Genomic DNA, 22,668 nt, shown 5'->3' with positions numbered 1-22,668 from the left:
GGGAGACCGGTCGCCGTGCGGTGCGCGGCAGCCGTGATGGGCACGACAGCTCCGGCAGCACGAGCGGCGTAAGATACCGGGGATTGCATTTTTCCCGCGATGACGTCTTGGAGGCATCCGTTCGGTGACGGATTATTCACAGCTTCGATTGTTGGCCATCCACGCCCACCCGGACGACGAGTCCAGCAAGGGTGCCGCGACCATGGCACATTACGCCCAGCTGGGCGCGCGCGTCATGGTGGCCACGTGCACCGGTGGCGAGCGCGGCTCGATCCTCAACGCCGAGATGGAGGGGGACGTCTGGGCCGAACGTGACCTGCCCGGGCTGCGTCGTCACGAGATGGCCGCGGCGGCGAAGGCCCTGGGCGTGGAGCACCGGTGGATCGGGTTCACGGACTCCGGTCTGCCCGAGGGAGATCCGCTGCCTCCGCTGCCGTGGGGGTGCTTCGCCCTGCAACCGCTCGAACGCGCCGCGGCCCCCGTGGTGCAGCTGGTGCGTGAGTTCCGCCCGCACGTGATCCTGAGCTACGACGAGAACGGCGGTTACCCGCACCCGGACCACATCCAGACCCACAACGTGGCCATGGAGGCATACCAGCGCGCGGGGGACCCGCAGGCGTACCCCGAAACGGGTGAGCCGTGGACCCCGTCCAAGCTGTACTACGACCGCGCGTTCAACGTGGAGCGGTTCATCGCACTGCACGAGGCCCTCGAGGCCCGCGGACTGCAGTCCCCGTACGCCCAGCGCATCGCCGCGATCCAGGAGTCGGACCCGGAGGGCCACCGCCCGCCCATGCCGCGCCACGAGACCACCACCAAGATCGAGTGCGCGCACCAGTTCACCGTCCGGGACGCGGCCCTGAGCAGCCACCGGACCCAGGTGGACCCCAAGGGCCTGTTCTTCGCGGTCTCCGCCGAGACCCAGGCCGAAGTGTGGCCGTGGGAGGACTACACGCTCGCGGAGTCCCGCGTGGAGACCTCCCTGCCCGAGACGGATCTGTTCGCGGGCGTCACCGACGCCGCCTCGACCCCCCGGAAATGAGCCTTCCCGTGTCCACGCTGCTGACCGTCCTGACCGCCGCGACGCCGGCCCCGAGTCCGGAGAACACCCTGCGCCCGGGGTTGGACCCCAGCCAGGTCTCGCCGGGCCTCGTGGGCTTCCTCATGACGTTCCTGCTGGCCGCCGCCGTGGTCCTGCTCGTGATGGACTTCAACCGCCGTAACCGGCGACTGCGCTACCGCGCCCAGTACGCCGAGCAGCGCGCCGCGGAGGATCACGTGGGTGGCTACGCGGACGATGCCGCGGCGTCGCCGTCGCGCACGTCCCGCACCGGTGGGTCGAGCGAGGGCGATGTCGCCCGCCCGCCTCGCGCGGGTGACCGCCGGGACGGTCCGCCCCGCGACTGACTGCCACGGGCGCCCCGCCCTGCGCCTGAACCCGACGGGCGCCCCGCCCCTGGGAGCGACGCACCACCCGGTGGCGGGCAACCGCGACCAGAGCCGCGCCTCATGACCCTCGAGCCGTGAGCCCCCGGGCTGTCATCCCCGCTCCCGTGTGAGACCGTGGGGTATGTCCAATCGTCTGGCCCACTCTACGAGTCCCTACCTGCTGCAGCACGCGGAGAACCCCGTGGACTGGTGGGAGTTCTGCCCCGAGGCCTTCGAGGAGGCCCACGCGCGGGAGGTGCCCGTCCTGCTGTCCGTGGGCTATGCTGCGTGCCACTGGTGCCATGTGATGGCCCACGAGTCCTTCGAGGACCCGGAGGTGGGGCGCTACCTCAACGAACATTTCGTGGCGATCAAAGTGGACCGCGAACAACGCCCGGACGTGGACTCGATCTACATGGCGGCCACCCAGCTGCTCACTGGTCAGGGCGGCTGGCCCATGACCGCGTTCCTGACCCCGCGGGGCAGGGTGTTCCATGCCGGGACCTACTACCCGCCGCGTCCCGTGCAGGGGCGGCCGTCCTTCATGCAGGTCCTGCGGGCCGTCGCCGAGGCCTGGACCGAGCGCCGTGACGAGGTGCTGCGCGGGGCCGAACAGGTCTACGATGCGCTGTCCCGCCACCCCGAACTCGTGGACCGGATGCTCGCCGACGCGGGTCCGTCGGTCGTGCGCGTGGAGGGTGGCGAGGCCGCCGAGGACGCCGCGGAACAACTCACGGGAGCTTGGCTCGACGGCCTCGAGGTCGCCCGGGACGCCGCCCATGAGGGCTTCGGAACCGGCGCCAAGTTCCCGCCCTCGCCCACCCTGGACGCCCTCACGCGCATTGCGAGCACTGCGCACCGCGATGCCATGGCTGGGGATCCCGCGTCGGCGAGCGCGCACGCTGCTTCCGGCCACGACGACGCCGCGGCGCAGCACGCGCGCACCGCACGTGATCTGTTGTGCGCCACGCTCGACGCGATGGTCACGGGGGCGCTGCAGGACCATGTGGGCGGCGGGTTCTTCCGGTACTCGGTGACCCCGGACTGGTCCCTGCCCCACTACGAGAAGATGCTCTACGACAACGCCCAGCTGCTCGGCGTGCTGGCGCGCACCGTGGCGCTGCTGGAACGTACCGGCACGGATGCCACTCGCGCGGCCCGTTACCGCCGGGCCGCAGAGCTGCTGGTCGAGTGGCTCGAACGGGAGGTGATCACCCCCGAGGGCGCGTTCGCCGCATCCCTCGACGCGGACAGCGATCCCGCGTCCGACGAGCCGCATGCCGAACGTGAGGGTGCCTACTACACGTTCTCGGGTCACGCCGGAAGCCCCGCAGGGGGTCGCCCCGCGCCGGCCACGGCGGCCTGGGGTGAGGCGGGTGCGGTCACGGGGATCCTGGACGAGTCCGTACGGCAGGAGCTGTGGCAGCGGCGGATCACGCGCACGGCACCCCACCTGGACGACAAGATCGTCACGGCCTGGAACGGCATGGCGCTCACGGGACTCGCGGACGCGGGTGTGCTGCTGGGGCACCCCGAGTGGATCGAGCTGGCCGCCACGGCCGCCGGTTTCCTGTGGGAACGGCACCGGGACTCCGCCACGGGACGCATCACGCGCACGTCACGCGGCGGCGTCGTGGACCCCCACGAGGGCCAGCTCGAGGACTACGCGCGCTTCGGCGCCGGGCTGCTCGCGCTGTACCGGGCCACGGGCGAGACCGCGTGGTACGAGCGCAGCCGCACGCTCGCCGAGGTCGCCGTGAAGCGTTTTGTGCGCGGGAGTACCGTGCTCGAGTCCGCCGAGGTGGACCCCACCCTCGCGGCGGCCGGGGCCACGGGCCGTGCGGAACCGTTCGACGACGTCGCCGCGTCCAGTTCCGCGGTGCTCTCCCGGTGGCTCACGGAGCTGTCCCAACCGACGATCGGTGAGCGCCAGGCCCGGGAGGTGGTTGACGCCGTGACCGCGCCCGCGACCGGGGTGGTCCTCAAGGCCCCCACGACGGCCGGGGGCATGGTGTCGGCCGTTCTGGCCGACGAGCATCCACCGGCCCTGTTGCAGGTCGTGGAAGCGAGCGCCGAGCAGTGGCGCGAGACGCTCGACGCGGTCGGTGCGGCACACGTGCTGGATGTCCTGGTCCTGGACGGGAGTGCGGCGCCGTACGGGGTTCCTGCGGCATCGGAACCCGGCTACACGGTGTGGTTGTGCCGGGACGGACGCTGCGAACTTCCCGTCCGTTCCGTGCCCGACGTGAGCGCACTCGTCACCCGGATCCGCGCGGAGCGGGGCTGAGCGCACCGGGGCGCTGCGTCGTCGTCGGCATCGCGTGGACGACGCAGACGTCACCGCGCCGAGCGGTCCCCGCACGCCGAGCGCCGTCGGACCTCTGACCGGGGCGTCACACATCGCTCACGCGGCGAACATCGCGAACATGATTGCGATGTAGTGGCAGACGAAGCCGCCGATCGTGCACGCGTGGAAGACTTCGTGGAAGCTGAACGTCGCCGGGAGCAACCGGGGGCGCCTGGTCGCATAACACACCGCACCGGCGATGTAGAACACGCCGCCGCAGATCAGCAGGACGGTCGCGGGGACGTTCACCGCGAAGAACGCCGGGAGGTAGAGCAGGGCCAGGCACCCCATGATCACGTAGAGCGGGGTGTAGAGCCATCGCGGCGCGCTCATCCAGAAGACACGGAAGATCACGAGCAGGGCACCGATCGTCCAGATCACGCCGAGCAGGATCGTGGCGCCCCGCACCGGGAGGAAACTCACGGCCAGGGGCGTGTACGTCCCGGCGATGATCAGGGCGATGTTCGAATGGTCCATCCGCCGCAGCACCGCGTTCATGCGCGCGCCCCAGTAGAAGCGGTGGTATACGGCCGAGGTACCGAACAGCATGATCGCCGTGATGGTGTAGACCAGACATGCGAGACGCAGCTCCACCGTGGGTGCCACGACGATGGCCACCACACCCAGCACCGCGGCCACCGGGCTGAAACCCGCGTGGATCCACCCGCGCCAGGACGGTTTCTTCTCCACCGTGAGGGGACCGTTACGCGTGTGACGCACGATCGTCACCGGGCCGGGAACGGTGCGCTTCTCGGTGCGTTCGTCTGACATGGTGGACACCACTGCCTCTCATGGGTGCCCCGCGGACACGGAGCTCGGGGGTGCTACTGGATTGGGTCTGCCCTACAGGTAGTTTAGGGGTGTGAATCCGTGTGGACCGGGCCGACTCAGGGGAGGAATGACGCTGTGAAACTTCCCCGTGTCATGTATTCCTTCTACGAACACCGCTTGGCGCGCACCCTCACCGCGGACGAGTTGCCGCATCACGTGGGTGTGCTCGTGGACGGCAACCGCCGGTGGGCGCGCCAGTTCGGCGCCACCACGGAGGAGGGCCACCGGGCGGGCGCGCGCAGGATCGTGGAGTTCCTGCGCTGGTGCCACGAGCTGAACATCCAGGTGGTCACCCTTTACATCCTCTCCACCGAGAACCTCAACCGTCCGCGCGAGGAACTCACGGCCCTGCTGGAGATCATCACCAACCTCATGTGCGAGCTGCAGGAGGAAGGGATCTGCCGGATCCAGCCCGTGGGTGCCCTGGGAACCCTCCCGGAGAAGCTCCAGGAGCAACTGCTGAACAGCGCACAGCGCACGGTGGGCAATCCCGGCCCCCACCTGAACATCGCCGTGGGGTACGGGGGGCGGCAGGAGATCGTGGACGCGGTACGCGAGGTGCTCACCGACGCCGACGCCCGCGGTGCGTCGCTCGCGCAAATGGCGCAGGAGCTCAGCGTGGAGGACATCTCCGCGCACCTCTACACGCGCGGGCAACCCGATCCCGACCTGCTGATCCGCACCTCCGGCGAACAACGCCTCTCGGGCTTCCTGATGTGGCAGTCCGCATACAGCGAGTTCTACTTCTGCGAAGCGCTGTGGCCGGACTTCCGCCGGGTCGACTTCCTGCGGGCCCTGCGCGATTACGCGCGCCGTCAGCGCCGATTCGGGAGCTGAGCGGGCCCTAGCGGTCCCGCTCACGGGCCCGTGGCGGATGTTCACGCGCCGTTCACCGGTGGGGCGCGCCACCCTTGATCGGCCTCCCTAGCGTGAGAGGTGCCGGACACACCGGCCAAGGACTTCGCAGGGAAAGGGCCCCATGAGCATCGACACCCCCGTAACCCCCGTCCGATCCGGCGCGCTCGAGGAGGACGGCTCCGCGGCCGGTGTGCGCACGTACGTGATCGACACGTCCGTGCTGCTCTCGGACCCGCGCGCCGTGTTCCGTTTCGCCGAGCACCGCGTGGTGCTGCCCGTGGTGGTGATCACCGAGCTCGAGGCGAAGCGCCACGACCCGGAACTGGGGTACTTCGCGCGCAAGGCGCTGCGGTTGCTGGACGACCTCCGCGTGACCCACGGCGGCCTGGACCGGCCCGTGGACCTCGCGGACGGCGGGTGCCTGCAGGTGGAGCTCAACCACGTCGCGGACACGGTGCTGCCCCAGAGTTTCCGGCTGCGGGACAACGATTCACGCATCCTCAGCGTGGCCGCGAACCTCTCCGGCGAGGGCCACGACGTGTGTGTGGTGTCCAAGGACCTGCCTATGCGGCTCAAGGCCTCCGCCCTGGGACTCGCCGCGGAGGAGTACCGCGGTGAGTGGATCGGTGGTGACGACGCGTACACGGGCGTGGCCCATCTGGACGTCGCGGAAGACGTCGTTTCCGGCCTCTACGCCGAGGGCCGCATGGAAGTGCCGGGCGCCCGGGAGCTTCCCGTGAACACGGGTCTGGTCCTGCGCTCGTCCGCGGGCAGCGCTCTCGCCCGGACCGAACCGGACGGGCAGGCGCGCCTGGTCGTCGCGGACCGGGACGTGTTCGGGGTGCAGGGACGCTCGGCCGAACAGCGGTTGGCGATCGACCTGCTGACCGACCCCGCCGTGGGCATCGTCTCGCTGGGCGGTCGCGCGGGAACGGGCAAGTCCGCGCTCGCGCTGTGCGCGGGTCTCGACGCCGTTCTGGAACGCCGGGAGCACCGCCGGATCATGGTGTTCCGCCCGCTCTACGCGGTGGGTGGCCAGGACCTGGGCTACCTCCCCGGCACCGAGGAGGAGAAGATGAACCCGTGGGGTCAGGCGGTCTTCGACACGCTGTCCTCCGTGGTCTCACCCGCGGTCGTGGACGACGTCGTGGCGCGCGGGATGCTCGAGGTGCTGCCCCTGACCCACATCCGCGGGCGGTCCCTGCACGACGCGTGGGTCATCGTGGACGAGGCGCAGTCGCTCGAACGCAACGTATTGCTCACCGCCCTGTCCCGGATCGGGCAGAACTCCAAGGTGGTGCTCACCCACGACGTTGCCCAGCGGGACAACCTGCGGGTGGGACGTCACGACGGCATCATGGCCGTGGTCGAGGCGCTCAAGGGTCAGCGGTTGTTCGGGCACGTGAGCCTCACGCGCTCCGAGCGTTCACCCATCGCGGCCCTCGTGACCGACCTGCTCGAGCGCCAGGACGTGTGACCCGACGACGCCGGGCCGGGAGGGCGGCGTCGTCCCCCGCCCGGCCTGGTCGTCCCGAGCCCGCGGCGTCGTCGTCAGGTCCGAACGGGCTGCGCGCCCTGGACACCCGAGAAACGCGGCCCCTGGGGAATCCGCCCGGTGCGGATCACGGGCGGCGGCTCAGGCCGGGAGCACGGGCCACGGCACGTGACGGGAGACGTCCGTGAGGTTGAAGTCCTGCTGCGTGAACAGGTCGTCCAGTTGGTATTCGTCCACCGCCTCGATCACGAGCCGGTGGCCCTGACCCGCGTACGGTCCGCGCAGCACGTGGGAGTAGACACAGACGCCGGTCGCTGTGTCCACCGCGATCCGCGTGGGACCCGGGGCGAGCGGGTGGTTCGCGGTCATGGGCCGGTAGCGCACGGTGGGCTCCACGGTCGCGCACCACACCCGGCGTTTGGCGAAGGCCCCGGCCACCACGGAGGACAACTGCGAGGGGCGCTGCTCCGGGAGGTAGGGCGGGGTGGGCGCGGGGCCCACGCATTCCACGGGGTCCAGGATCGCCTGCCAGCGCCCGCCCCCGAAGATCGGGTCCCCGTAGGCGGCCTCGGGGCGGCGGAGCACGAGGCCGTCGTCGTCGTAGACCGGTGAGACGAGCGCGGGAGGCAGCAACCAGGAGCGGGACGTGTCCGTGACGTAGAAGTCGTCCCGGGAGCGTTCGAGGGACGTACTCGCGTACAGCACGTCGCCCTGCAGTGTCTCCACGCGCACATCGGAGGGCCGGCGCAGCCACACGCGCACGGGGTGGGCGGCGGTGTCCGGATCCTCGCTCACCCAGTACAGCGTGAACCGCACCGTGTCCCAGCGCCACGGGGAGGACCGGCACAGCGCGGCGAAGGACTCCTGGGACAGGGTCGATCGGGCGGGCCTGTTCTGCCAGGGAGCGATCATGGGCCCAGTCTACGAACCCGTGCTCCACATGGGCCGCCGTTCATGGCCCGCACCACAGCGGGGTGCCTAGGATGAGTTCATGCTTCAGCCCGACACTACGGGCATCGGCGGGTTCGTGGGGGCGCACCTGCAGGAAGCCACGGTCGGCGCACAGCTGGCCGCGGTGGCATGCACCCTGGCCGTCATGGTGCTCGCATGCACAGGAGTGTGGCTCGCCGCCACCGACATCCGATACCACCGCCTGCCGGGGCGGGTGGTGCGCCCGCTGTATCCCGTGACCGCCCTCCTGTTGGGCGCCTCCGCCGTCCTCGCCCACGACACCGTGCGCCTGTGGTGGATGCTGTGGGGTCTGCTCATCATGAAAGGACTCTTCCTGGCCCTGCGGTTGATCAACCCCGCCGGCATGGGAATGGGGGACGTGCGGCTCGCGGGGGTCCTGGGGCTGCTCACGGGATTCTCGTCCGTGACCCATACGGTGCTCGCGCTCGCGGCCACGTTCGCGCTGGCCGGGCTGTTCTGCGCCGTACTGCTGATCCTGCGCCGCGCCCGGGCGAGCAGTCGCATCCCCCTGGGGCCGTTCATGATCGTGGGAAGCTTGGGTGTCGTGGCGTTCCTGTGAACGCCGCCCGCGCAGTCGTACCCACCCAGGAGGAGACACCCGTGCCCGTTCCCGAGTTCATCGCCCACCTGCGCCGCAAGATCGATCACGACCTGTTGTGGTTGCCCGGGTGCACCGCCGTGGTCCTGCACGAGGGCCGGGTGCTGCTGGGGCGGCGCGCGGACAACGGGAACTGGGGTCTGATCACCGGGATCGTGGAACCGGGGGAGGACCCCGGGGTCGCCGCCCGCCGCGAGTGTCTCGAGGAGACCGGCGTGGAGATCACCGTGGACGACCTCGTGCGGGTCAAGGCCGGGGACGTCGTCGAATTCCCCAACGGGGACCGCTGCCAGTTCCTGGACCACACGTTCCTGTGCAGTTACGTCTCCGGCGAGGCGCGGGTGGCGGACGACGAGTCCCTCGCCGTGGGCTGGTACCCGGTGGACGAGCTGCCTCCCATGCCGGAGCACCAGGCCGATCGGCTACGGGCCGCACTGGAGTTCACGGGGCGCACGGGCTTCGAGTGCTGACGTCACGGCCGCGCCGAAAGAACCGGGCACGTGAGACGCCCCGGCGGTGCACCCGGGGCGAGGGAGGCGCGGAAGCAGATCACCCGCCCCTCCAGGGAACCGTCGGGCACCGGTGGCTCAGGCCAGTTCGGCCTCCGTGACCCGTCGTACCAGGCCGTAGCGGCGGCGGAACTCGCGCACACCGGCGTCGTCGGAGGGACGCAGCTCCCGGCTGGCGGTGCGTGACCACCGCGGGAACTCGCCCGCGGCCCACGCCTCCTGGCGGGTGGCGCTGAGCGCCACATACTCGCCGGTCTCCAGCACCGTCACGGGCATGCCGAGGGTGTCCGGGAAGACGCTGCACAGCACCTCGGACTTCGCTCCTCCGCCGATCAGCAGGACGCGCTGGATCCCCACGTCCACGCTGCGCAGGATACCCAGGCAGTCCGCCACGGACACTGGGGTTCCCCGCAAATCGTGGACGCGGTGTTAGGCGGTTTGGGGCCGCGCTTCGGTGCCCTGCGTGCCGGTGGCACGCAGGGCGTTCTCGTGTTCGACCGGGGTGGTGTAGCCCAGCGCGAAGTGCAGCCGGCGGCGGTTGTAGACGATCTCGATCCAGCCAGCCACCTCACGACGGGCCTCGGCCCGGGTGGGCCAGCTACGCCGGTCGTAGAACTCGGTCTTGAGCGTGGACCAGAACGACTCGGCCATCGCGTTGTCCCAACACACCCCGGTCCGGCCCATCGACTGGCGCATGTGGAGTTCCTAGCACACCTGGTGCAGCTGGGCCGGGGTGTACTGACAGCCTCTGTCGGCGTGGAAGACCACCCCGTCCGGCACGCTCCCGCGCAGGTTGTTGGCCATCCGCACGGCACGCTCGACCAGGTCGGTGGACTGCACGGTGTCCATCGCCCAGCCCAGCACCCGCCGGGAGCACCCGTCCCGGGCCACGTACAGGTACAGCCAGCCTTCAGCGGTGCGCAGGTAGGTGATGTCCGAGATCCACACCGCATTCAGGCCCCCGGTGTCGAAAGCACCTTCCACCCGGTCGGGGATCGCATGCGTGGCTGTGCCGTGGGCAGATTGGGCGTGCGCTCGCCGTCGAGGTAGCGCAGGAAGGTGAGCCCTCCCGCGTCCGACGGGCCGGACTGCGCCAGAGGGGTGAACTCCACGAGATCCACCCCAGCAGGTCCGCGGCGGTGGTCATGACGCGTGTAGCGTTGATGGTGCACAGCAGCGGCAGGCGCCGCCCGGTCGCGTCCGCGAACCCGGCGGTCCCTGAGCTGCCGGGCGACCCCTAGATGAGTGAGTTTGTTTAGGCTTAGTGGTCGTAGGCGATGAGGGAACGCTTGTTTGGTGTGCCGATGAGCCAGTTGTGCCAGATTCCGGCGGCGCGGGTGGGGAGCCTCGCGGCGACGCGGGAGTAGACGCCGGGGATGGTTCTGCCGCCGTGTTCTTCCAGGATGAGTTGGCCCTTCAGTGTGTTGAATGCGGACTCGACTCACCGTCGGATACCGCCGAGTTTGCCAAAGCGCGGCTTCTCGTCTTGGCGGCCAGGGCGGATCAGTTGCGCGCCGAGTTCATCAGTGATGAAACTTTCGAGCTCGCGTCCGGCGAAGCCCTTGTCGCCCATAATCACTTGACCGAGCTGGAGAAGATGCCGGTCGTGGCGGAGCATGGCTTCGGCGGCTTCTCGCTCTCCGATTTTCGGATGTGCCAGCCCCCAGATGATAGGCATTTCCTTGGGCGTGCAGGTCAGGTAGAACCGGAATCCCTCGAAGAATCGAGAGTGGGAGGCGCAGTAGCCATAGCCGCCTTGCCCGGCACGGTCGGATCGTTTCACCGTCTCTCGAGACTTTCCACAGGGCAGCGGTGTCGAGTCGATCAGTTTCTTGGCCTCGCCCCAGGTCGGGGTATCGCGAGCCAGCTCGCTGATCACTGCGAAGATCAGCCACAGTGCTTGGCGCACACGTTTACCCCATCCCGATTGCTGGGGGCAGGTTCGGGAACATCCCGGTCACGTCCCTGCGAGCGTAGCGGATCCCTTTGCGGTCCGAGGCGATGCCGAACAGGTGCTGCGCCACGTACAGGCACAGCCGTTCGACATCGTTCAAGGCGTACTTACGGTCCGGAGGCCGATCACGAGAAAAGTCGAACCTGGGCATGACCCGATCCCCAAGATGCACGTGAGGTGCGCTTAGGAGGATGTTCAGATCTGTCTTCACAAGCAGGGTTTAGCCCCCTCCGCTTCCGATTAACAGCCTCCACGCGGTCAAACGCTAATAGGACTCACTCATCTAGGGCGCGGTATTCGCTCTTGCGTACACCAACGCCGAGGAAGACATCGACCTTTCGGCGATTGCTGATCATGGGCATTTCTCCAGCGTTGAACACGGGTTTCAACATGCTGGTCTGGCAGCGGTGTCAGAGCTCGACATCCACGTTACGAACGGCCTTGCCTACTACTTCTGCCCGGCCCCAATTAGCGATGTCTCTGGCACCTTCAAGCCCCGGTGAGATCACCGTCTGCAGTCACCAAGGACTGGGGGCAGCAATCATGCCGGGGCCTTCCGGCCTGCACACCCACATCTCCTACGAAGAAGGAAACGGGGGGAAGTACCGCATGGCGCAGGAGGACACCGGGTGCCGGTTCCTGCCGTTCACCGCCGCGACCGACTGGGACGACACACCCCGAGGTTTCGTTCCCCGCCATGACATCCAGTGACGACCCTGCAGCTATCTTTAGCAGTTTCCTGGAAATCATCTTCGGCACCGTCCCGGCCAGGTGTCCGAAATCCTCGACGCCCACCGTAGTGAACCCTTCGGGGCCGTGGTGGCCGAGATGGCGTGCTTAGGTCCGATGCTGGGCCACGAGCTCACCGGGCTGCCATGAGTGGCCTTCTCCCTCTCGCTCCTGGGTTTGTCCAGCCGGCAGATTCCTCTTCCGGGCCTCCCCTCACCGAGAGAAAGGGACGGATCGGACGGGACGCGGCCCTGCGCGCCCTGATGGACCTCACAGTCAACCGCGCGATACGACGGCTGCACAACGAGGTACGTCGGGCTACCGGCGACCTCCGAGCTGGGCAAGGACCCGGCCCTCGCCCGGCAGCTGGTGCTGTGCCAGGGGATGCCCGAGCTGGAGCCAGCCCGACCGGATCTGCCCGAGCACCTGCACCACATCGGGGACGCCGCCGCCAGCACGCGCACGGTCGAGCCCGCCCGGGGTGGTTGGAGCAGCTCGACAGGAGCCGCCCGTTTGTGCCCGTGTCCGAGGGTACGCTCGGACGTTGTCACGACTCGCTGGTCACCCGCACACTCGCCAGGTACGCGATCCGCTCGGGCTGGGGGGCGGCTGCTATGAGCTTGACCGTCACCTCGGGCCCGACCAGAGCCAGGGAGCGGCTCAGTCCGTGCCGGGATCGGTAGGCGGCGCGTGCCTGGTGCGGTCCGAGGTTCTGGTGCGTGCGACCGCACATGTGGCACAGCGGCCGGCCATCCACAACGGTGAGCATCCCGTAGAAGCCGACACCGTCGGAGTCTCCGAGACCGGACGAACTGAGCGCCCCTGTCGTGCACCCGTACATCCAATTTCAAGCTTTATTTTTGGAGTCCGGTCTAAGTGCAGCCTTTGTGACTGATCCGGAAGCCACGTCGGCAAGAGCGTCGTTGACGTCGTGCAGGGGGTAAACGGAGAGAATAGAGGCCAAATCGTGGTTCTTAGCAAGGAGGGGAAGCGACTTAATGTACTTAACGTAATGGGCCGGAGCAAACCCCCATGATCCGAACATCTTTAGCTGCTTTCTGGTGATCAAATGCGGGTTAATGGGCGTAGCCCCATGGTCTGTGTATTGGCCCAGCACCAATAGCTGCCCATTCGGACGTGCCAGGTCGATGGACTCGGCCACAGCTGACGGAACACCGGCACACTCGATGACCACATCGGCCCCTCTGCCATTTGGGGTGAGCTTTAGGAACGCGTCCAAACGTTCCGAAGCCGTCGGGTAGGCATCCATATCAACACCCGCATCTGCAGCCGCTATTTGTAGCGCCATCTCAATGCGAGAGGTGGGCCCGCCGAGTATCACGACGAGTGCAGCACCCATAGCTTTGGCATACATGGCTGATGCCAAACCAACGGGTCCAGCGCCCTGAACGGCCACGACAGACCCCGGTTCAATCCTCAGGTTCTCGACCACTCCATGGATTGCCGTTGGGCCGGCGCACCCCAAGGTGATGACCTCCTCGAAACTTACCGATTCCGGGATCTTGATGATCGTTGTCCCGGCCTCCAGCGCCATCATTTCGGCCCAGCCGCCCTGCAGGTGAGGGGCGTCTGATGCGCGACGATTGATGCCATAGATCTTCCGGTTCAAGCACAGAGTAGGTTCCTTCAGTACTAGACACTCATGACAGGAGCCACAGGGGATATTATTCGCCCATGCAACCCGGTCGCCTACCGCAAGGGGTTGTCCTTCAACGTCTGTTGTGAGGTCATCGCCTAGCTTACGAATCCAGCCCACGGCTTCATGCCCCATCGCCAGGGGCAACGGGACGTTCAGGTGTCCCGTTCGCAGATGGACGTCCGTTCCGCAGATTCCTCCTAGGGCCACCTCGACGATGGCGCCTCCAGGAGAGGGACGGGGTTCCGGAAAGTCCTGCAAGGTGAGGGGTCCGTTGATTTCTTCAAGAACAGCAACTTTGGGCAAAGGATTTTCCTTACGATTAGGCATGGATCTGATCTGTCCTAATGGGCAGGCAGGAGTCATGTGGAGGGCTTTGTATGATGCTGGAATTTGTAAGTGTAGATACTGCTAGCGTCCGCCGCTACTTTTAATGGATGAGTCGGTAGATATCTGAGGGCTCGGCTCCTGATGCTTTCTGCTCAATGCGATTGCCACGAACCCCACAAGTGCCGCGATGGAGACATAAAGTGCGATTGATATCCACGATCCTGTGTTCTGAAGTAAGGATGCGGCGATTAGGGGAGCCGGCGCCGAGGTCACGATGCCTCCGATCTGATATGCCAGCGAAGAACCGGTAAAACGTACCTCCGGTTGGAAAAGTTCAGGGATGAAGCTGGCGACAACGGCATAGGCTGTAGCGTGTGCAATCGGCAACGCCAGAATCATCGCCGCGAGAACACCCAAAGGTTGTCCGGTGTTCACCAACCAGAAGACGGGAAAAACAAGGACCGCAACCATAACGGCGCCGGTCAGCATGATCTTCTTTTTACCTATCCGATCCGCGATGACGGCCACCAGCGGGATCGTGAAAACCGCAATGGTCGACGCAACAATCAGGGACACAAACACGGCATTCCGCGACAGTCCGACATGTCCTGGCCCATAACTTAGCAGATAGACCGAGGAAATATAGAAGATGATGTTCGGGGAGGCCAGCGTAAAGATACCGAGGATCAGAGGCCACCAAGCTGTTCGAAGAAGTTCGAACAGAGGGATACGAACTTCACGCTTGTCGGCTTTCATCTGCAAGAACTCAGGGGATTCTGTAATGCGCAGACGAATGAACAGACCCACCACGATTAGCGCGGCCGAGATCCAGAACGGAACGCGCCAGCCCCAGGAGTGAAAGGCAGCCTCGTCCATCATCTGCACGAACAGGAAAATTGTCGAGGACAGGACAAGGGCCGCAGGCACACCTGACTGTGTCCAGGACGCGTAGAAGGCTCGTTTGTTTTGCGGAGCATGTTCAAGGGCCATGAGGACGGCCCCGCCCCATTCGCCGCCCACGGCTAGTCCCTGAAGAAAACGTAGGGTCACGAGAAGAATAGGTGCCCAAATACCGATGGTGGCATAGTTTGGCAGGAAGCCCACTAGGAACGTCGAAATACCCATGAGCATTAGCGACCAAATGAGAATTGTCTTGCGACTCACCTTGTCCCCGAAGTGGCCGAAAATAATTCCACCGAAGGGACGCGCGATAAAGGCCACGGAGAATGTGGCAAGCGAAGCAAGAGTCCCCGCTGCAGGGGACAGGGCGGGGAAGAATTGCTCGTTGAGAACCAACACCGCGGCCGTGCCGAAAATATAGTAGTCGTACCACTCGATGGTGGTTCCGATCATGGAGGCGCCGGCTACGCGCCTCACCCGAGCACGCTCGGATAGCTCAGTCGTTGTCATCGGTCTCTCCGCATCCGTAACGTTGATGTAGCTCACCATGCCGTGTAGCTTGGATCACAGGTATGATGACTTGCATGTAACGTGTAAGTCAACCTCCATGCGCTAAGTTACTAGTACCGGTTCATGCCTCTGACGTCTTGGAAGGATCCGTTCCTCATGAAGCCATCAACTTGGACAAGCTTGTCCGCGCCCCACGGTCAGATCGAGGTCCCGACGGGGCTCTTCATCGGCGGAGAATGGCGCGTTGCGTCGAACAACAACACCTTCGAAGTTCAGAATCCGGCCGACGAGACGGTCATCGCTGCAGTGGCAGACGCGTCACCGGAGGATGCGTTGGAGGCCCTGAACGTGGCTACCAGCGTCCAGAAAGAGTGGGGGGCGACAACCACCCGTCACCGCTCGAACATATTGCGTCGCGCCTACGACCTGCTGATCGAGCGCAAGGAAGACATCGCCTGGGTCATGTCCTCGGAGATGGGAAAGCCCCTGACTGAGGCCCGCGGTGAAGTACAGGTTTCTGCCGACTACATCCAGTGGTATTCCGAACAGGTCCCGCAGCAACGGGGTGGATATAGCGACGCTCCAAACGGTGGCTACAAAATCATCACCACACACCAGCCAGTGGGCCCGTCCTACCTCGTCACGCCGTGGAACTTCCCGCTGTCGATGGGTGCGCGTAAAGCTGGTGCTGCCCTGGCCGCTGGTTGCACCGTCCTCATCAAGCCCGCAGCACTCACGCCGCTCTCGACCCATATGTTTGTTCAGATCCTCCATGATGCGGGAGTTCCCGAGGGCGCTCTTAATCTCATCACGACCAGCTCTGCCTCCCGACAGTCGAAGGCCCTTATGTCTAGGCCGACGTTGCGTAAAATCAGCTTCACGGGATCGACGGCAGTCGGCACGACATTACTTAAGCAGGCTGCAGACCACGTGATGGCCTCATCCATGGAGCTCGGCGGAAATGGACCCTTTGTCGTACTCTCGGATGCTAATCCAGTCGAAGCCGCGAGTGGGGCAGTAGTAGCGAAATTCCGAAACGCAGGTCAAGTGTGCGTCGCGGCGAACCGAATCATCGTGGAGAAGTCGGTGGCCCCGGCATTTCGAGAGGCTTTCTTGGCCAAGGTTGCCCAACTTAAGGTCGGCCCGGGCACCGAAGAGGGTGTCGACATAGGCCCCCTTGTCGATGAAAACCAGCGCAACAATGTACAGAAGTTGCTCGAAGATGCCATCGATCAGGGTGCGGTGGTCTTAGCAGGCGGCGAGACTGCACCCGGGGCCGGATATTTTTTCACACCAACCGTAGTCGCTAATGCCTCCCTGGATTCTGCGATCGCCACCAACGAAATATTCGGGCCGATCGCGTCTATCTACGAAGCGGAAAGCGACGACCAGGCGATCGAGATCGCGAACGGTACGCCGTTTGGGCTGGTTTCTTACCTCTACACCCGCGATATTAATAAGGCGATTCAGGCAGCGGAACGCCTCGAGAGCGGAATGGTTGGCATTAATCGTCCCGTAGTCGCAGACCCAGCCGCACCGTTCGGTGGCATCAAAGCCTCCGGACTTGGAAAAGAAGGCGGTCACAGCGGCATCGAGGAGTACCAAATTGAAAAATATATCGCTCTTACAGTGTGACCTGCTAAGCCGCGAAGGTGTCTACGAGGGGTCGCTCAAGGGAAGGTGGAATTGTAGTCAGCGTCGCTCCGTCAGCCAAGCGATGGCTTCGTCGGCGTCGACCTCACCAAATTCGGGACGATCCCGCGTTTCCTGCCGAATCAAGATTCGGGCAGTATTCGCTATGTGCCGCGATACCGCACGGCTGACGTCGTCGGCGTCGTCTCGGCGGTATGCGGCAATGATGTCTGCGTGGTCGTCAAAGCACTCCATCGCGGTGCGCGAGGTGGGGACTGTACCCACTCCTGTACTGAGCACGAAGTCGCGCTGTTCCTGGAGCAACTCCCGCGCCTTATCGTTACCAGCGCCAGCCATCAAAGCACGATGGAAGTCACGATCAGCGCGCAGGACGGCTCCGGGGTCGCCCGACTCCGCCGCTGCACGAAACAACTCTACGGCAGCCTCGAACCGTGCCGCGGAACTGTCTGTCTTCAACTGTGTCGCACGACGAGACATCGGAACCTCGAGCATCAAGCGCACTTGGAACACCTCAATCAATGACTCGACTGAGGTGTTGAGCACGCGCACCCCGCGGTTTTTCTCGATGACAACCATGCCGCGCCGCGAGAGGACCTGCAAGGCCTCACGGATGGGCGTACGAGACACCCCTAGCTGACGGGCCAATTCCGAACCGGTGTACAGCCGGTCAGGGATCAAGTCGCCCGCGATGATGGCACTTCTGATCGATTCCACAGCCTGTTCGGTCAGGCTCACACCACGACTCACCTTATCCATTCCGCCAGTATCTCAAATCCAGCACCAGAGTCAGTTTCGAAGGAGCGATTCACCAATGTCCACACTTTCGTTCGGAGTGATCGGCGCAGGGATCGTCGGCGCAGCAGTCGCCCGCGAAATCACCCATCGGTTTCCGGACGCGGAAATCACCGTCCTTGACAAGGCAGACGCTGCGGCCGCCCACCAGACTGGGCACAACTCAGGTGTCGTCCATGCCGGGCTGTACTACCAACCCGGTAGCCTCAAGGCGCGCCTGTGCCGCCGCGGCGTCCACTTATTGCACGCCTACGCGAATGAAAAGAATTTGCCGTTCGACGAATGCGGCAAGATCGTGGTGGCACTAACACCGGTGGAGGAAGACCGACTGCGTGACATCAAAGAGAAAGCCCTGGCCAACGGTGTACCCGACGTCGAACTTCTGGGTCCCGAGGGTATTCGAAGTGTTGAACCCAACGCAGTGGGTCGAATGGCGCTGCACTCTCCTCACACCGCAATTATTGATTATGCCGCGGTCACGCGTGCGCTCATTGATGATGTTCAGCGGGCTGGGGGGCGGGTGATACTGGGGGCTGAGGTCGTCTCCATCGCTAATGGAGAACGGGGGTGTGCAGTAACTGTGGAGCGTGGCGGTGAGCAAACTACCCACACCTTTGATCACCTCATTGCTTGCGCAGGACTGCAGTCCGATAGAGTCGCGCGCCTGGCGGGAGGAGCTACCTACCCCAAGATCGTCCCATTCTTTGGCCAATACTCACTGCTGGCCCCAGAACATCGAGACATCCTGAATGGCCTGGTGTACCCGGTGCCGGATCCGGCATATCCATTCTTGGGAGTTCACCTCACTAAGCGGGTGGACGGGGAGATGCTTGTCGGCCCCAATGCGTTTTTATCCTTTGGCCGGGAGAACTACAACGGTTGGCGCGTTGGGCTCAAGGACAGTATTGACGTGGCGGCCAGCCCGGGCTTCTGGAAGTTTGCCGGGCAAAACATGCAGGCGGCTGTTCAGGAGTTCGGCGCCGTTATTTCCCGGCGGAAGTTCCTAGCCGGCGCTGCTGCGTATGTGCCCAGCCTGGAAGGGGCCGCATCCACACCCATTACCCGCGGCATCCGCGCCCAGGCCATGGATCGAGACGGCCAACTCCTCGATGACTTCGTCATAGAGGACATCGGTAGCGCGACATTACTACGCAATGCGCCCTCACCCGGCGCAACTTCGTCTCTTGCAATCGCCGAACACCTCGTCGACAAAATCGGCCAACATCTCCGCCTTACTAAGCACACTTTCCGTAAAGATGGTGACCGCGCCCTGGATGGGTGAGCCCTATGAGCGTTTGACCGCGTGGAGGCTGTTAATCGGAAATCGCCTCGGACCGCAAAGGGATCCGCTACGCTCGCAGGGACGTGACCGGGATGTTCCCGAACCTACCCCAGCAATCGGGATGAGGTAAACGTGTGCGCCAAGCACTGTGGCTGATCTCCGCTGTGCTCAGCCAGCTGGCTCGCGATACCCCGACCTGGGGCGAGGCCAAGAAACTGATCGACTCGACACCGCTGCCCCGTGGAAAGTCTCGAGAGACGGTGAAACGATCCGACCGTGCCGGGCAAGGCGGCTAGGGCTACTGCGCCTCCCACTCTCGATTCTTCGAGGGATTCCGGTTCTACCTGACCTGCACGCCCAAGGAAATGCCTATCATCTGGGGGCTGGCACATCCGAAAATCGGAGAGCGAGAAGCCGCCGAAGCCATGCTCCGCCACGACCGGCATCTTCTCCAGCTCGGTCAAGTGATTATGGGCGACAAGGGCTTCGCCGGACGCGAGCTCAAAAGTTTCATCACTGATGAACTCGACGCGCAACTGATCCGCCCTGGCCGCCAAGACGAGAAGCCGCGCTTTGGCAAACTCGGCGGTATCCGACGGTGAGTCGAGTCCGCGTTCAACACACTGAGGGGCCAACTCATCCTGGAAGAACACGGCGGCAGAACCATCCCCGGCGTCTACTCCCGCGTCGCCGCGAGGCTCCTCACCCACGCCGCCGGAATCTGGCACAACTGGCTCATCGGCACACCAAACAAGCGTTCCCTCATCGCCTACAACCACTAAGTGTAGGAGGCCAGGACGTCGTTGACGCATAGCGGTGTCGCGGATGCTGGCGGGCGACCGTCGTGTGCCCGTGGGTCGGTGGTAGTTGTAGTGCAGGTTCCAGGTGAGCAGCCCGTCTCGGCGTTGCTGTTCTGAGGACCAGGCTCGGGCGTAGAGGAAATCCTCGGCGAGGATGCGGTTGTAGCGTTCGATCTTGCCGTTGTGCCGCGGCGTGTAGGGCGTGATGCGCTGATGTCGGCTGCCACCGAGAGCGGCAGCGAAGGCCCGCGAGCGATAGCAGGCTCCGTTGTCGGTCACGATCCGTTCGATGGCGACGATGCCGTGGGCGGCGAACCAGTCGCGGGCTCTGGCCAGGAACTCAACTGCGGTGATGCCCTTCTCATCGTGGGGGGGCTTCCGTGTAAGCCAGTCGCGAGTAGCCGTCGATCGCGGAATGCAGGTAGACGTATCCAGCCCGCGATCCGCGCCGCTTCGCGCGGTCGACCGCTTCGGCTTGGGGGGGGGCTACCCTTGCCGTGAATGCGCCAGCCGCCACCGTCCAGGATTCGGCCGACCTTCTTCACGTCGATGTGGACCATGTGACCGGGTCGCTCGGCAATGATGCGCTGCGGTTCGCGGTTCGTCTCGCCGGCCGGGTCGATGAACCGCCGGTGGCTCAATCCGAGATGCCCCAGCAATCGAGTCACGGTCCTGCGGCTGAGGCTGACCCCTTCCCGCTCAAGCTCAAAAGCGATGCGAGATGCCGACCATTTGTGCTCGCGGCGCAACCACTCGACCCGCCGGACGACCGCACCCGACGTGGCGGTCGGCTGCCGCAATGGCGTCGAGGAGCGGTCGAGCAGACCCTCGTCGCCGAAGGCTCGGTGCCGATTGACCCATTTCGAGGCCGTGGCACGAGATAGGCCCATCTCGGCCGCGACGTGTGAAATCGGCCGCGTCTGGCAGCGCTCAATCAGTCGGCGGCGGCCCTCCAAGGTGAGCGGACTGTTCCGGTGAAACATCATCCATCCATCATTCGAGGTTGGCCCGGCCCCAGATCTGCATTGCCTCGCGAATGATTTCGGCGTTGCTCTCACCGCCGTAGGTTGCGGCGAACCGAGGATCGGCCACGTACAACTCGGAGAGCCCGGTATAGGCCTCACGGTCGGGTTCTCTACCTCCCCAGTACGCCGTAACCCACCGATGGTGGTCCGCGACCAAGCCTTGGAAGCGGGAACTATTCGGGTTCTCGCTATCCTCGGCCGCAGCCCCCAACGCCGCGTTGACGTCGCGGCTCTTCTTATCGTCGGCTTCCCGTTGTTCGTCGGTCATGCCGGTACGGCGCATAGCGCTGCGCTCCCAGGCCGCATCACCCCAGCGGGCGCGCACTTCGGTCTCGTACTGACTCTGGTCGACGCCTGCGAAGACTTCCTCGATGGACATGGACTGGCCCTTCTTCACCGTCTCGAGCGTGTGTCGGACGACGGCGATCTGTTCGTTGGTTCTGTCTCGGCGTTCTTCCAGGAGCCCGAGATGCGTTTCGATGGCGTCAGCGAGAGAGGTTTTGTCATCGAGCGCGAGTTGGATGGTCGCGAGGGGGAGTTCGAGCGCGCGGAGCGACAGGATTCGGTAGAGCCGTGAGATCTCGGCGTCACCATAGAAGCGGTATCCGTTGCTCGCGACCCGCGAGGGAAGGAGCAGCCCGATCTGCTCGTAGTGTCGGAGCGTTCGACTGGTGAGCCCGGTCGCCTTCGCAAGGTCTCTGATCGGCCACTCCGTCACGTTGCTCTCCTCAGCCTTGGTTCCAGTTCGGGGCGGCTGCTCCCTTGGGCAGCTCGAAGTCACCGGTGATCTGATCGCTCGCCCAGGCCTGCGCGGCAGCCTGATCCGCCATCCGCGGAGCGGTCAGAGTGACCGTGTTCCCGTCCTTGTCCGTGAACGTGACATCGGCCGTGAACCACGGAGTATCGAGCGGCCCCGCCACCTCGGCACCTGCCGACCGAAGGCGATCAACGACTTCCCCGAGGTCGACGTCGCCCGCCGCAAACGACACGGATACTGACCCGCGCACCGCTACGCCCTGGGTCATGAGGATGTCCTGGTACTTTTCCCGGCGCAGATGCACAAGCGACGGCACACCGCCCGGCCCCGGGATGGTCGCAAGCGTCACGAACCCCGCCGAGGCATAGAGCGCTTCGGATGCTGCTAGGTCGCTGACCACGAAGTTCACGAACATCGGCATCACATAGATCGACCGGTCAATCGCCGGCCCGTCGTTCTCAGTCATGAACACCACCCTGTCGGTTGACGTTACGACAGAGTCAAGCCGTCGCTCTAACATCCAAGCCTCATGTCTGGCAGTGACCACGCCGAGGCGCCGACGCCGTCAACAACCTCATGGCCAACAACAACTAAGCCCAAACAGCCGGTCCCGGAGGCGCTGGAGCGGTCAGTGGTGAACTCTCCACACAGCATCAACGTCAGCCAGTCGTGGGGGAGCATGACACGCTCCACGCGGGCGGCGGCCTGCGGTTCGTTCTCCCGCAGCCACGCGAGCTTGGACAGCGTCATGGACGGGATCGGGGCCATGCCCAGCTGATTCATCCATCACTGGATCCCGAGCTCTTCGATCATGCGGGTGGCCTGGGGGTCGCTGCGGATGTCGTTTCACAGTAGGGCGTCGTGGACGGGGTTCCCGTCCCCGTCCACCGCGACCATGCCGTGCTGCTGGCCCGCGACGGAGACGCCCACGACGTCGTCGTGCTCGGCCACGCCCGCCTCGCCCCACGCCGCACGCAGCGCGTCGCGCGGCGGGGTCCTCGTTCGTGCGGTCCGGGTGCGGCGCGCTGGCTGAGGTCACGGTCCGGCCGGTGGCCGTGTCCACGACCGGCACCTTGCAGGACTGGGGGAGTCGATGCCGACGACCGTGCTGGTCATGGTGTCCGCTCTGAGGGCGCGGAAACGGCCGGTGAATGATCGTACCGATCGGGAGCGGACCGACAGCGGGAACGGCGGGTGCCGGTGGGAGCGCCCGGCGGTTCAGTCCTCGCGGGGCGGTGCAC

At 65.2% G+C, this 22,668-nt stretch carries 19 protein-coding genes and 4 pseudogenes; 11 read left to right on the top strand and 12 right to left on the bottom strand.

The window, feature by feature from the left end; translation table 11 throughout:
• Window positions 1-124: 124 nt before the first annotated feature.
• The 3 genes from mca (at window position 125) to IE157_RS08930 (ending at window position 3,715) form a co-directional block, all read left to right on the top strand.
• Window positions 125-1,042 (top strand): mycothiol conjugate amidase Mca, encoded by a 918-nt coding sequence (gene mca, locus IE157_RS08940; RefSeq protein WP_094067098.1) that lies wholly within the window; start codon window positions 125-127, stop codon window positions 1,040-1,042.
• Window positions 1,039-1,407, top strand: a complete 369-nt coding sequence (locus IE157_RS12930; RefSeq protein WP_241247069.1) for a hypothetical protein — start codon at window positions 1,039-1,041, stop codon at window positions 1,405-1,407. Before mca ends, IE157_RS12930 begins: the two co-directional genes overlap by 4 nt.
• A gap of 163 nt (window positions 1,408-1,570) precedes the next feature.
• Complete coding sequence (locus IE157_RS08930; RefSeq protein WP_193519769.1) at window positions 1,571-3,715, top strand: thioredoxin domain-containing protein; 2,145 nt, start codon at window positions 1,571-1,573, stop codon at window positions 3,713-3,715.
• Between the two features lie 117 nt (window positions 3,716-3,832).
• Here the strand turns inward: IE157_RS08930 and trhA are convergent, their stop codons facing one another.
• Window positions 3,833-4,546 carry a PAQR family membrane homeostasis protein TrhA gene (gene trhA, locus IE157_RS08925; RefSeq protein WP_064846196.1) on the bottom strand — a complete coding sequence of 238 codons (714 nt, stop codon included), beginning with the start codon at window positions 4,544-4,546 and terminating at the stop codon, window positions 3,833-3,835.
• Between the two features lie 135 nt (window positions 4,547-4,681).
• Between trhA and IE157_RS08920 the strand changes: the two genes are divergently transcribed.
• A complete protein-coding gene (locus tag IE157_RS08920) occupies window positions 4,682-5,443 on the top strand; it encodes an isoprenyl transferase (RefSeq protein ID WP_064846173.1) in 762 nt (253 codons plus the stop codon).
• A 142-nt stretch (window positions 5,444-5,585) separates the two neighbouring features.
• A complete protein-coding gene (locus tag IE157_RS08915; RefSeq protein ID WP_318281408.1) occupies window positions 5,586-6,941 on the top strand; it encodes a PhoH family protein in 1,356 nt (451 codons plus the stop codon).
• Between the two features lie 159 nt (window positions 6,942-7,100).
• Here the strand turns inward: IE157_RS08915 and IE157_RS08910 are convergent, their stop codons facing one another.
• The gene (locus IE157_RS08910) at window positions 7,101-7,871 is read right to left on the bottom strand and encodes a hypothetical protein (RefSeq protein WP_193519768.1); all 771 of its coding nucleotides are present in this window, start codon (window positions 7,869-7,871) and stop codon (window positions 7,101-7,103) included.
• 79 nt (window positions 7,872-7,950) lie between these two features.
• Between IE157_RS08910 and IE157_RS08905 the strand changes: the two genes are divergently transcribed.
• Both IE157_RS08905 and IE157_RS08900 read left to right on the top strand, forming a co-directional pair.
• Window positions 7,951-8,490, top strand: coding sequence for a prepilin peptidase (locus tag IE157_RS08905; RefSeq protein ID WP_193519767.1), 540 nt, complete (start codon window positions 7,951-7,953; stop codon window positions 8,488-8,490).
• Window positions 8,491-8,531: 41 nt separating this feature from the next.
• A complete protein-coding gene (locus IE157_RS08900) occupies window positions 8,532-8,999 on the top strand; it encodes an NUDIX hydrolase (protein WP_193519766.1) in 468 nt (155 codons plus the stop codon).
• A 117-nt stretch (window positions 9,000-9,116) separates the two neighbouring features.
• Here IE157_RS08900 and IE157_RS08895 read toward each other — a convergent pair whose 3' ends face one another.
• The 3 genes and pseudogenes from IE157_RS08895 to IE157_RS08880 all read right to left on the bottom strand — a co-directional run bounded on the left by IE157_RS08895 (window position 9,117) and on the right by IE157_RS08880 (window position 11,203).
• The gene (locus IE157_RS08895) at window positions 9,117-9,437 is read right to left on the bottom strand and encodes an FGGY-family carbohydrate kinase (RefSeq protein ID WP_318281407.1); all 321 of its coding nucleotides are present in this window, start codon (window positions 9,435-9,437) and stop codon (window positions 9,117-9,119) included.
• 30 nt (window positions 9,438-9,467) lie between these two features.
• Window positions 9,468-10,037, bottom strand: a pseudogene (locus IE157_RS12925) (IS3 family transposase); the annotation flags it as partial.
• A gap of 262 nt (window positions 10,038-10,299) precedes the next feature.
• Window positions 10,300-11,203 (bottom strand): annotated as a pseudogene (locus IE157_RS08880) (IS982 family transposase).
• 332 nt (window positions 11,204-11,535) lie between these two features.
• On the opposite strand from IE157_RS08880, the gene IE157_RS08875 reads away from it, so the two are divergent.
• Window positions 11,536-11,703 (top strand): hypothetical protein, encoded by a 168-nt coding sequence (locus tag IE157_RS08875; RefSeq protein WP_193519762.1) that lies wholly within the window; start codon window positions 11,536-11,538, stop codon window positions 11,701-11,703.
• 865 nt (window positions 11,704-12,568) lie between these two features.
• Here IE157_RS08875 and IE157_RS08870 read toward each other — a convergent pair.
• Window positions 12,569-13,708 (bottom strand): zinc-binding dehydrogenase, encoded by a 1,140-nt coding sequence (locus tag IE157_RS08870; RefSeq protein ID WP_193519761.1) that lies wholly within the window; start codon window positions 13,706-13,708, stop codon window positions 12,569-12,571.
• Window positions 13,709-13,789: 81 nt separating this feature from the next.
• Window positions 13,790-15,157 carry an MFS transporter gene (locus IE157_RS08865; protein WP_318281406.1) on the bottom strand — a complete coding sequence of 456 codons (1,368 nt, stop codon included), beginning with the start codon at window positions 15,155-15,157 and terminating at the stop codon, window positions 13,790-13,792.
• A gap of 117 nt (window positions 15,158-15,274) precedes the next feature.
• Here IE157_RS08865 and IE157_RS08860 point away from each other — a divergent pair, with 117 nt between their 5' ends.
• Window positions 15,275-16,753: an NAD-dependent succinate-semialdehyde dehydrogenase gene (locus IE157_RS08860; protein WP_193519760.1), complete on the top strand. Its 1,479-nt coding sequence runs from the start codon at window positions 15,275-15,277 to the stop codon at window positions 16,751-16,753.
• A 57-nt stretch (window positions 16,754-16,810) separates the two neighbouring features.
• Here IE157_RS08860 and IE157_RS08855 read toward each other — a convergent pair whose 3' ends face one another.
• On the bottom strand, window positions 16,811-17,506 hold the full coding sequence (locus IE157_RS08855) for a GntR family transcriptional regulator (protein WP_193519759.1): 696 nt from the start codon (window positions 17,504-17,506) through the stop codon (window positions 16,811-16,813).
• Window positions 17,507-17,582: 76 nt separating this feature from the next.
• Here IE157_RS08855 and lhgO point away from each other — a divergent pair, with 76 nt between their 5' ends.
• Both lhgO and IE157_RS12915 read left to right on the top strand, forming a co-directional pair.
• Window positions 17,583-18,845 (top strand): L-2-hydroxyglutarate oxidase, encoded by a 1,263-nt coding sequence (gene lhgO / locus IE157_RS08850; RefSeq protein WP_193519758.1) that lies wholly within the window; start codon window positions 17,583-17,585, stop codon window positions 18,843-18,845.
• A 62-nt stretch (window positions 18,846-18,907) separates the two neighbouring features.
• Window positions 18,908-19,627, top strand: a pseudogene (locus IE157_RS12915) (IS982 family transposase); the annotation flags it as partial.
• On the opposite strand, the pseudogene IE157_RS08840 reads toward IE157_RS12915, so the two are convergent.
• From IE157_RS08840 to IE157_RS08825, 4 genes and pseudogenes are all read right to left on the bottom strand, one after another.
• Window positions 19,624-20,628, bottom strand: a pseudogene (locus IE157_RS08840) (IS481 family transposase). The pseudogenes IE157_RS12915 and IE157_RS08840 sit on opposite strands and share 4 nt — an antisense overlap.
• A 10-nt stretch (window positions 20,629-20,638) precedes the next feature.
• Window positions 20,639-21,388 carry a MerR family transcriptional regulator gene (locus IE157_RS08835; RefSeq protein ID WP_193519756.1) on the bottom strand — a complete coding sequence of 250 codons (750 nt, stop codon included), beginning with the start codon at window positions 21,386-21,388 and terminating at the stop codon, window positions 20,639-20,641.
• Window positions 21,389-21,398: 10 nt separating this feature from the next.
• Window positions 21,399-21,893 (bottom strand): VOC family protein, encoded by a 495-nt coding sequence (locus IE157_RS08830; protein ID WP_193519755.1) that lies wholly within the window; start codon window positions 21,891-21,893, stop codon window positions 21,399-21,401.
• A gap of 47 nt (window positions 21,894-21,940) precedes the next feature.
• The gene (locus IE157_RS08825; RefSeq protein WP_318281422.1) at window positions 21,941-22,195 is read right to left on the bottom strand and encodes an FGGY family carbohydrate kinase; all 255 of its coding nucleotides are present in this window, start codon (window positions 22,193-22,195) and stop codon (window positions 21,941-21,943) included.
• Window positions 22,196-22,668: the final 473 nt, after the last annotated feature.

This window comes from Kocuria marina, assembly GCA_014652975.1.
Taxonomy (GTDB): Bacteria; Actinomycetota; Actinomycetes; order Actinomycetales; family Micrococcaceae; genus Kocuria; species Kocuria marina.
The sequence above is the reverse complement of the archived record's forward strand: the minus strand, read 5'-3'. Positions and strand labels throughout refer to the sequence as shown.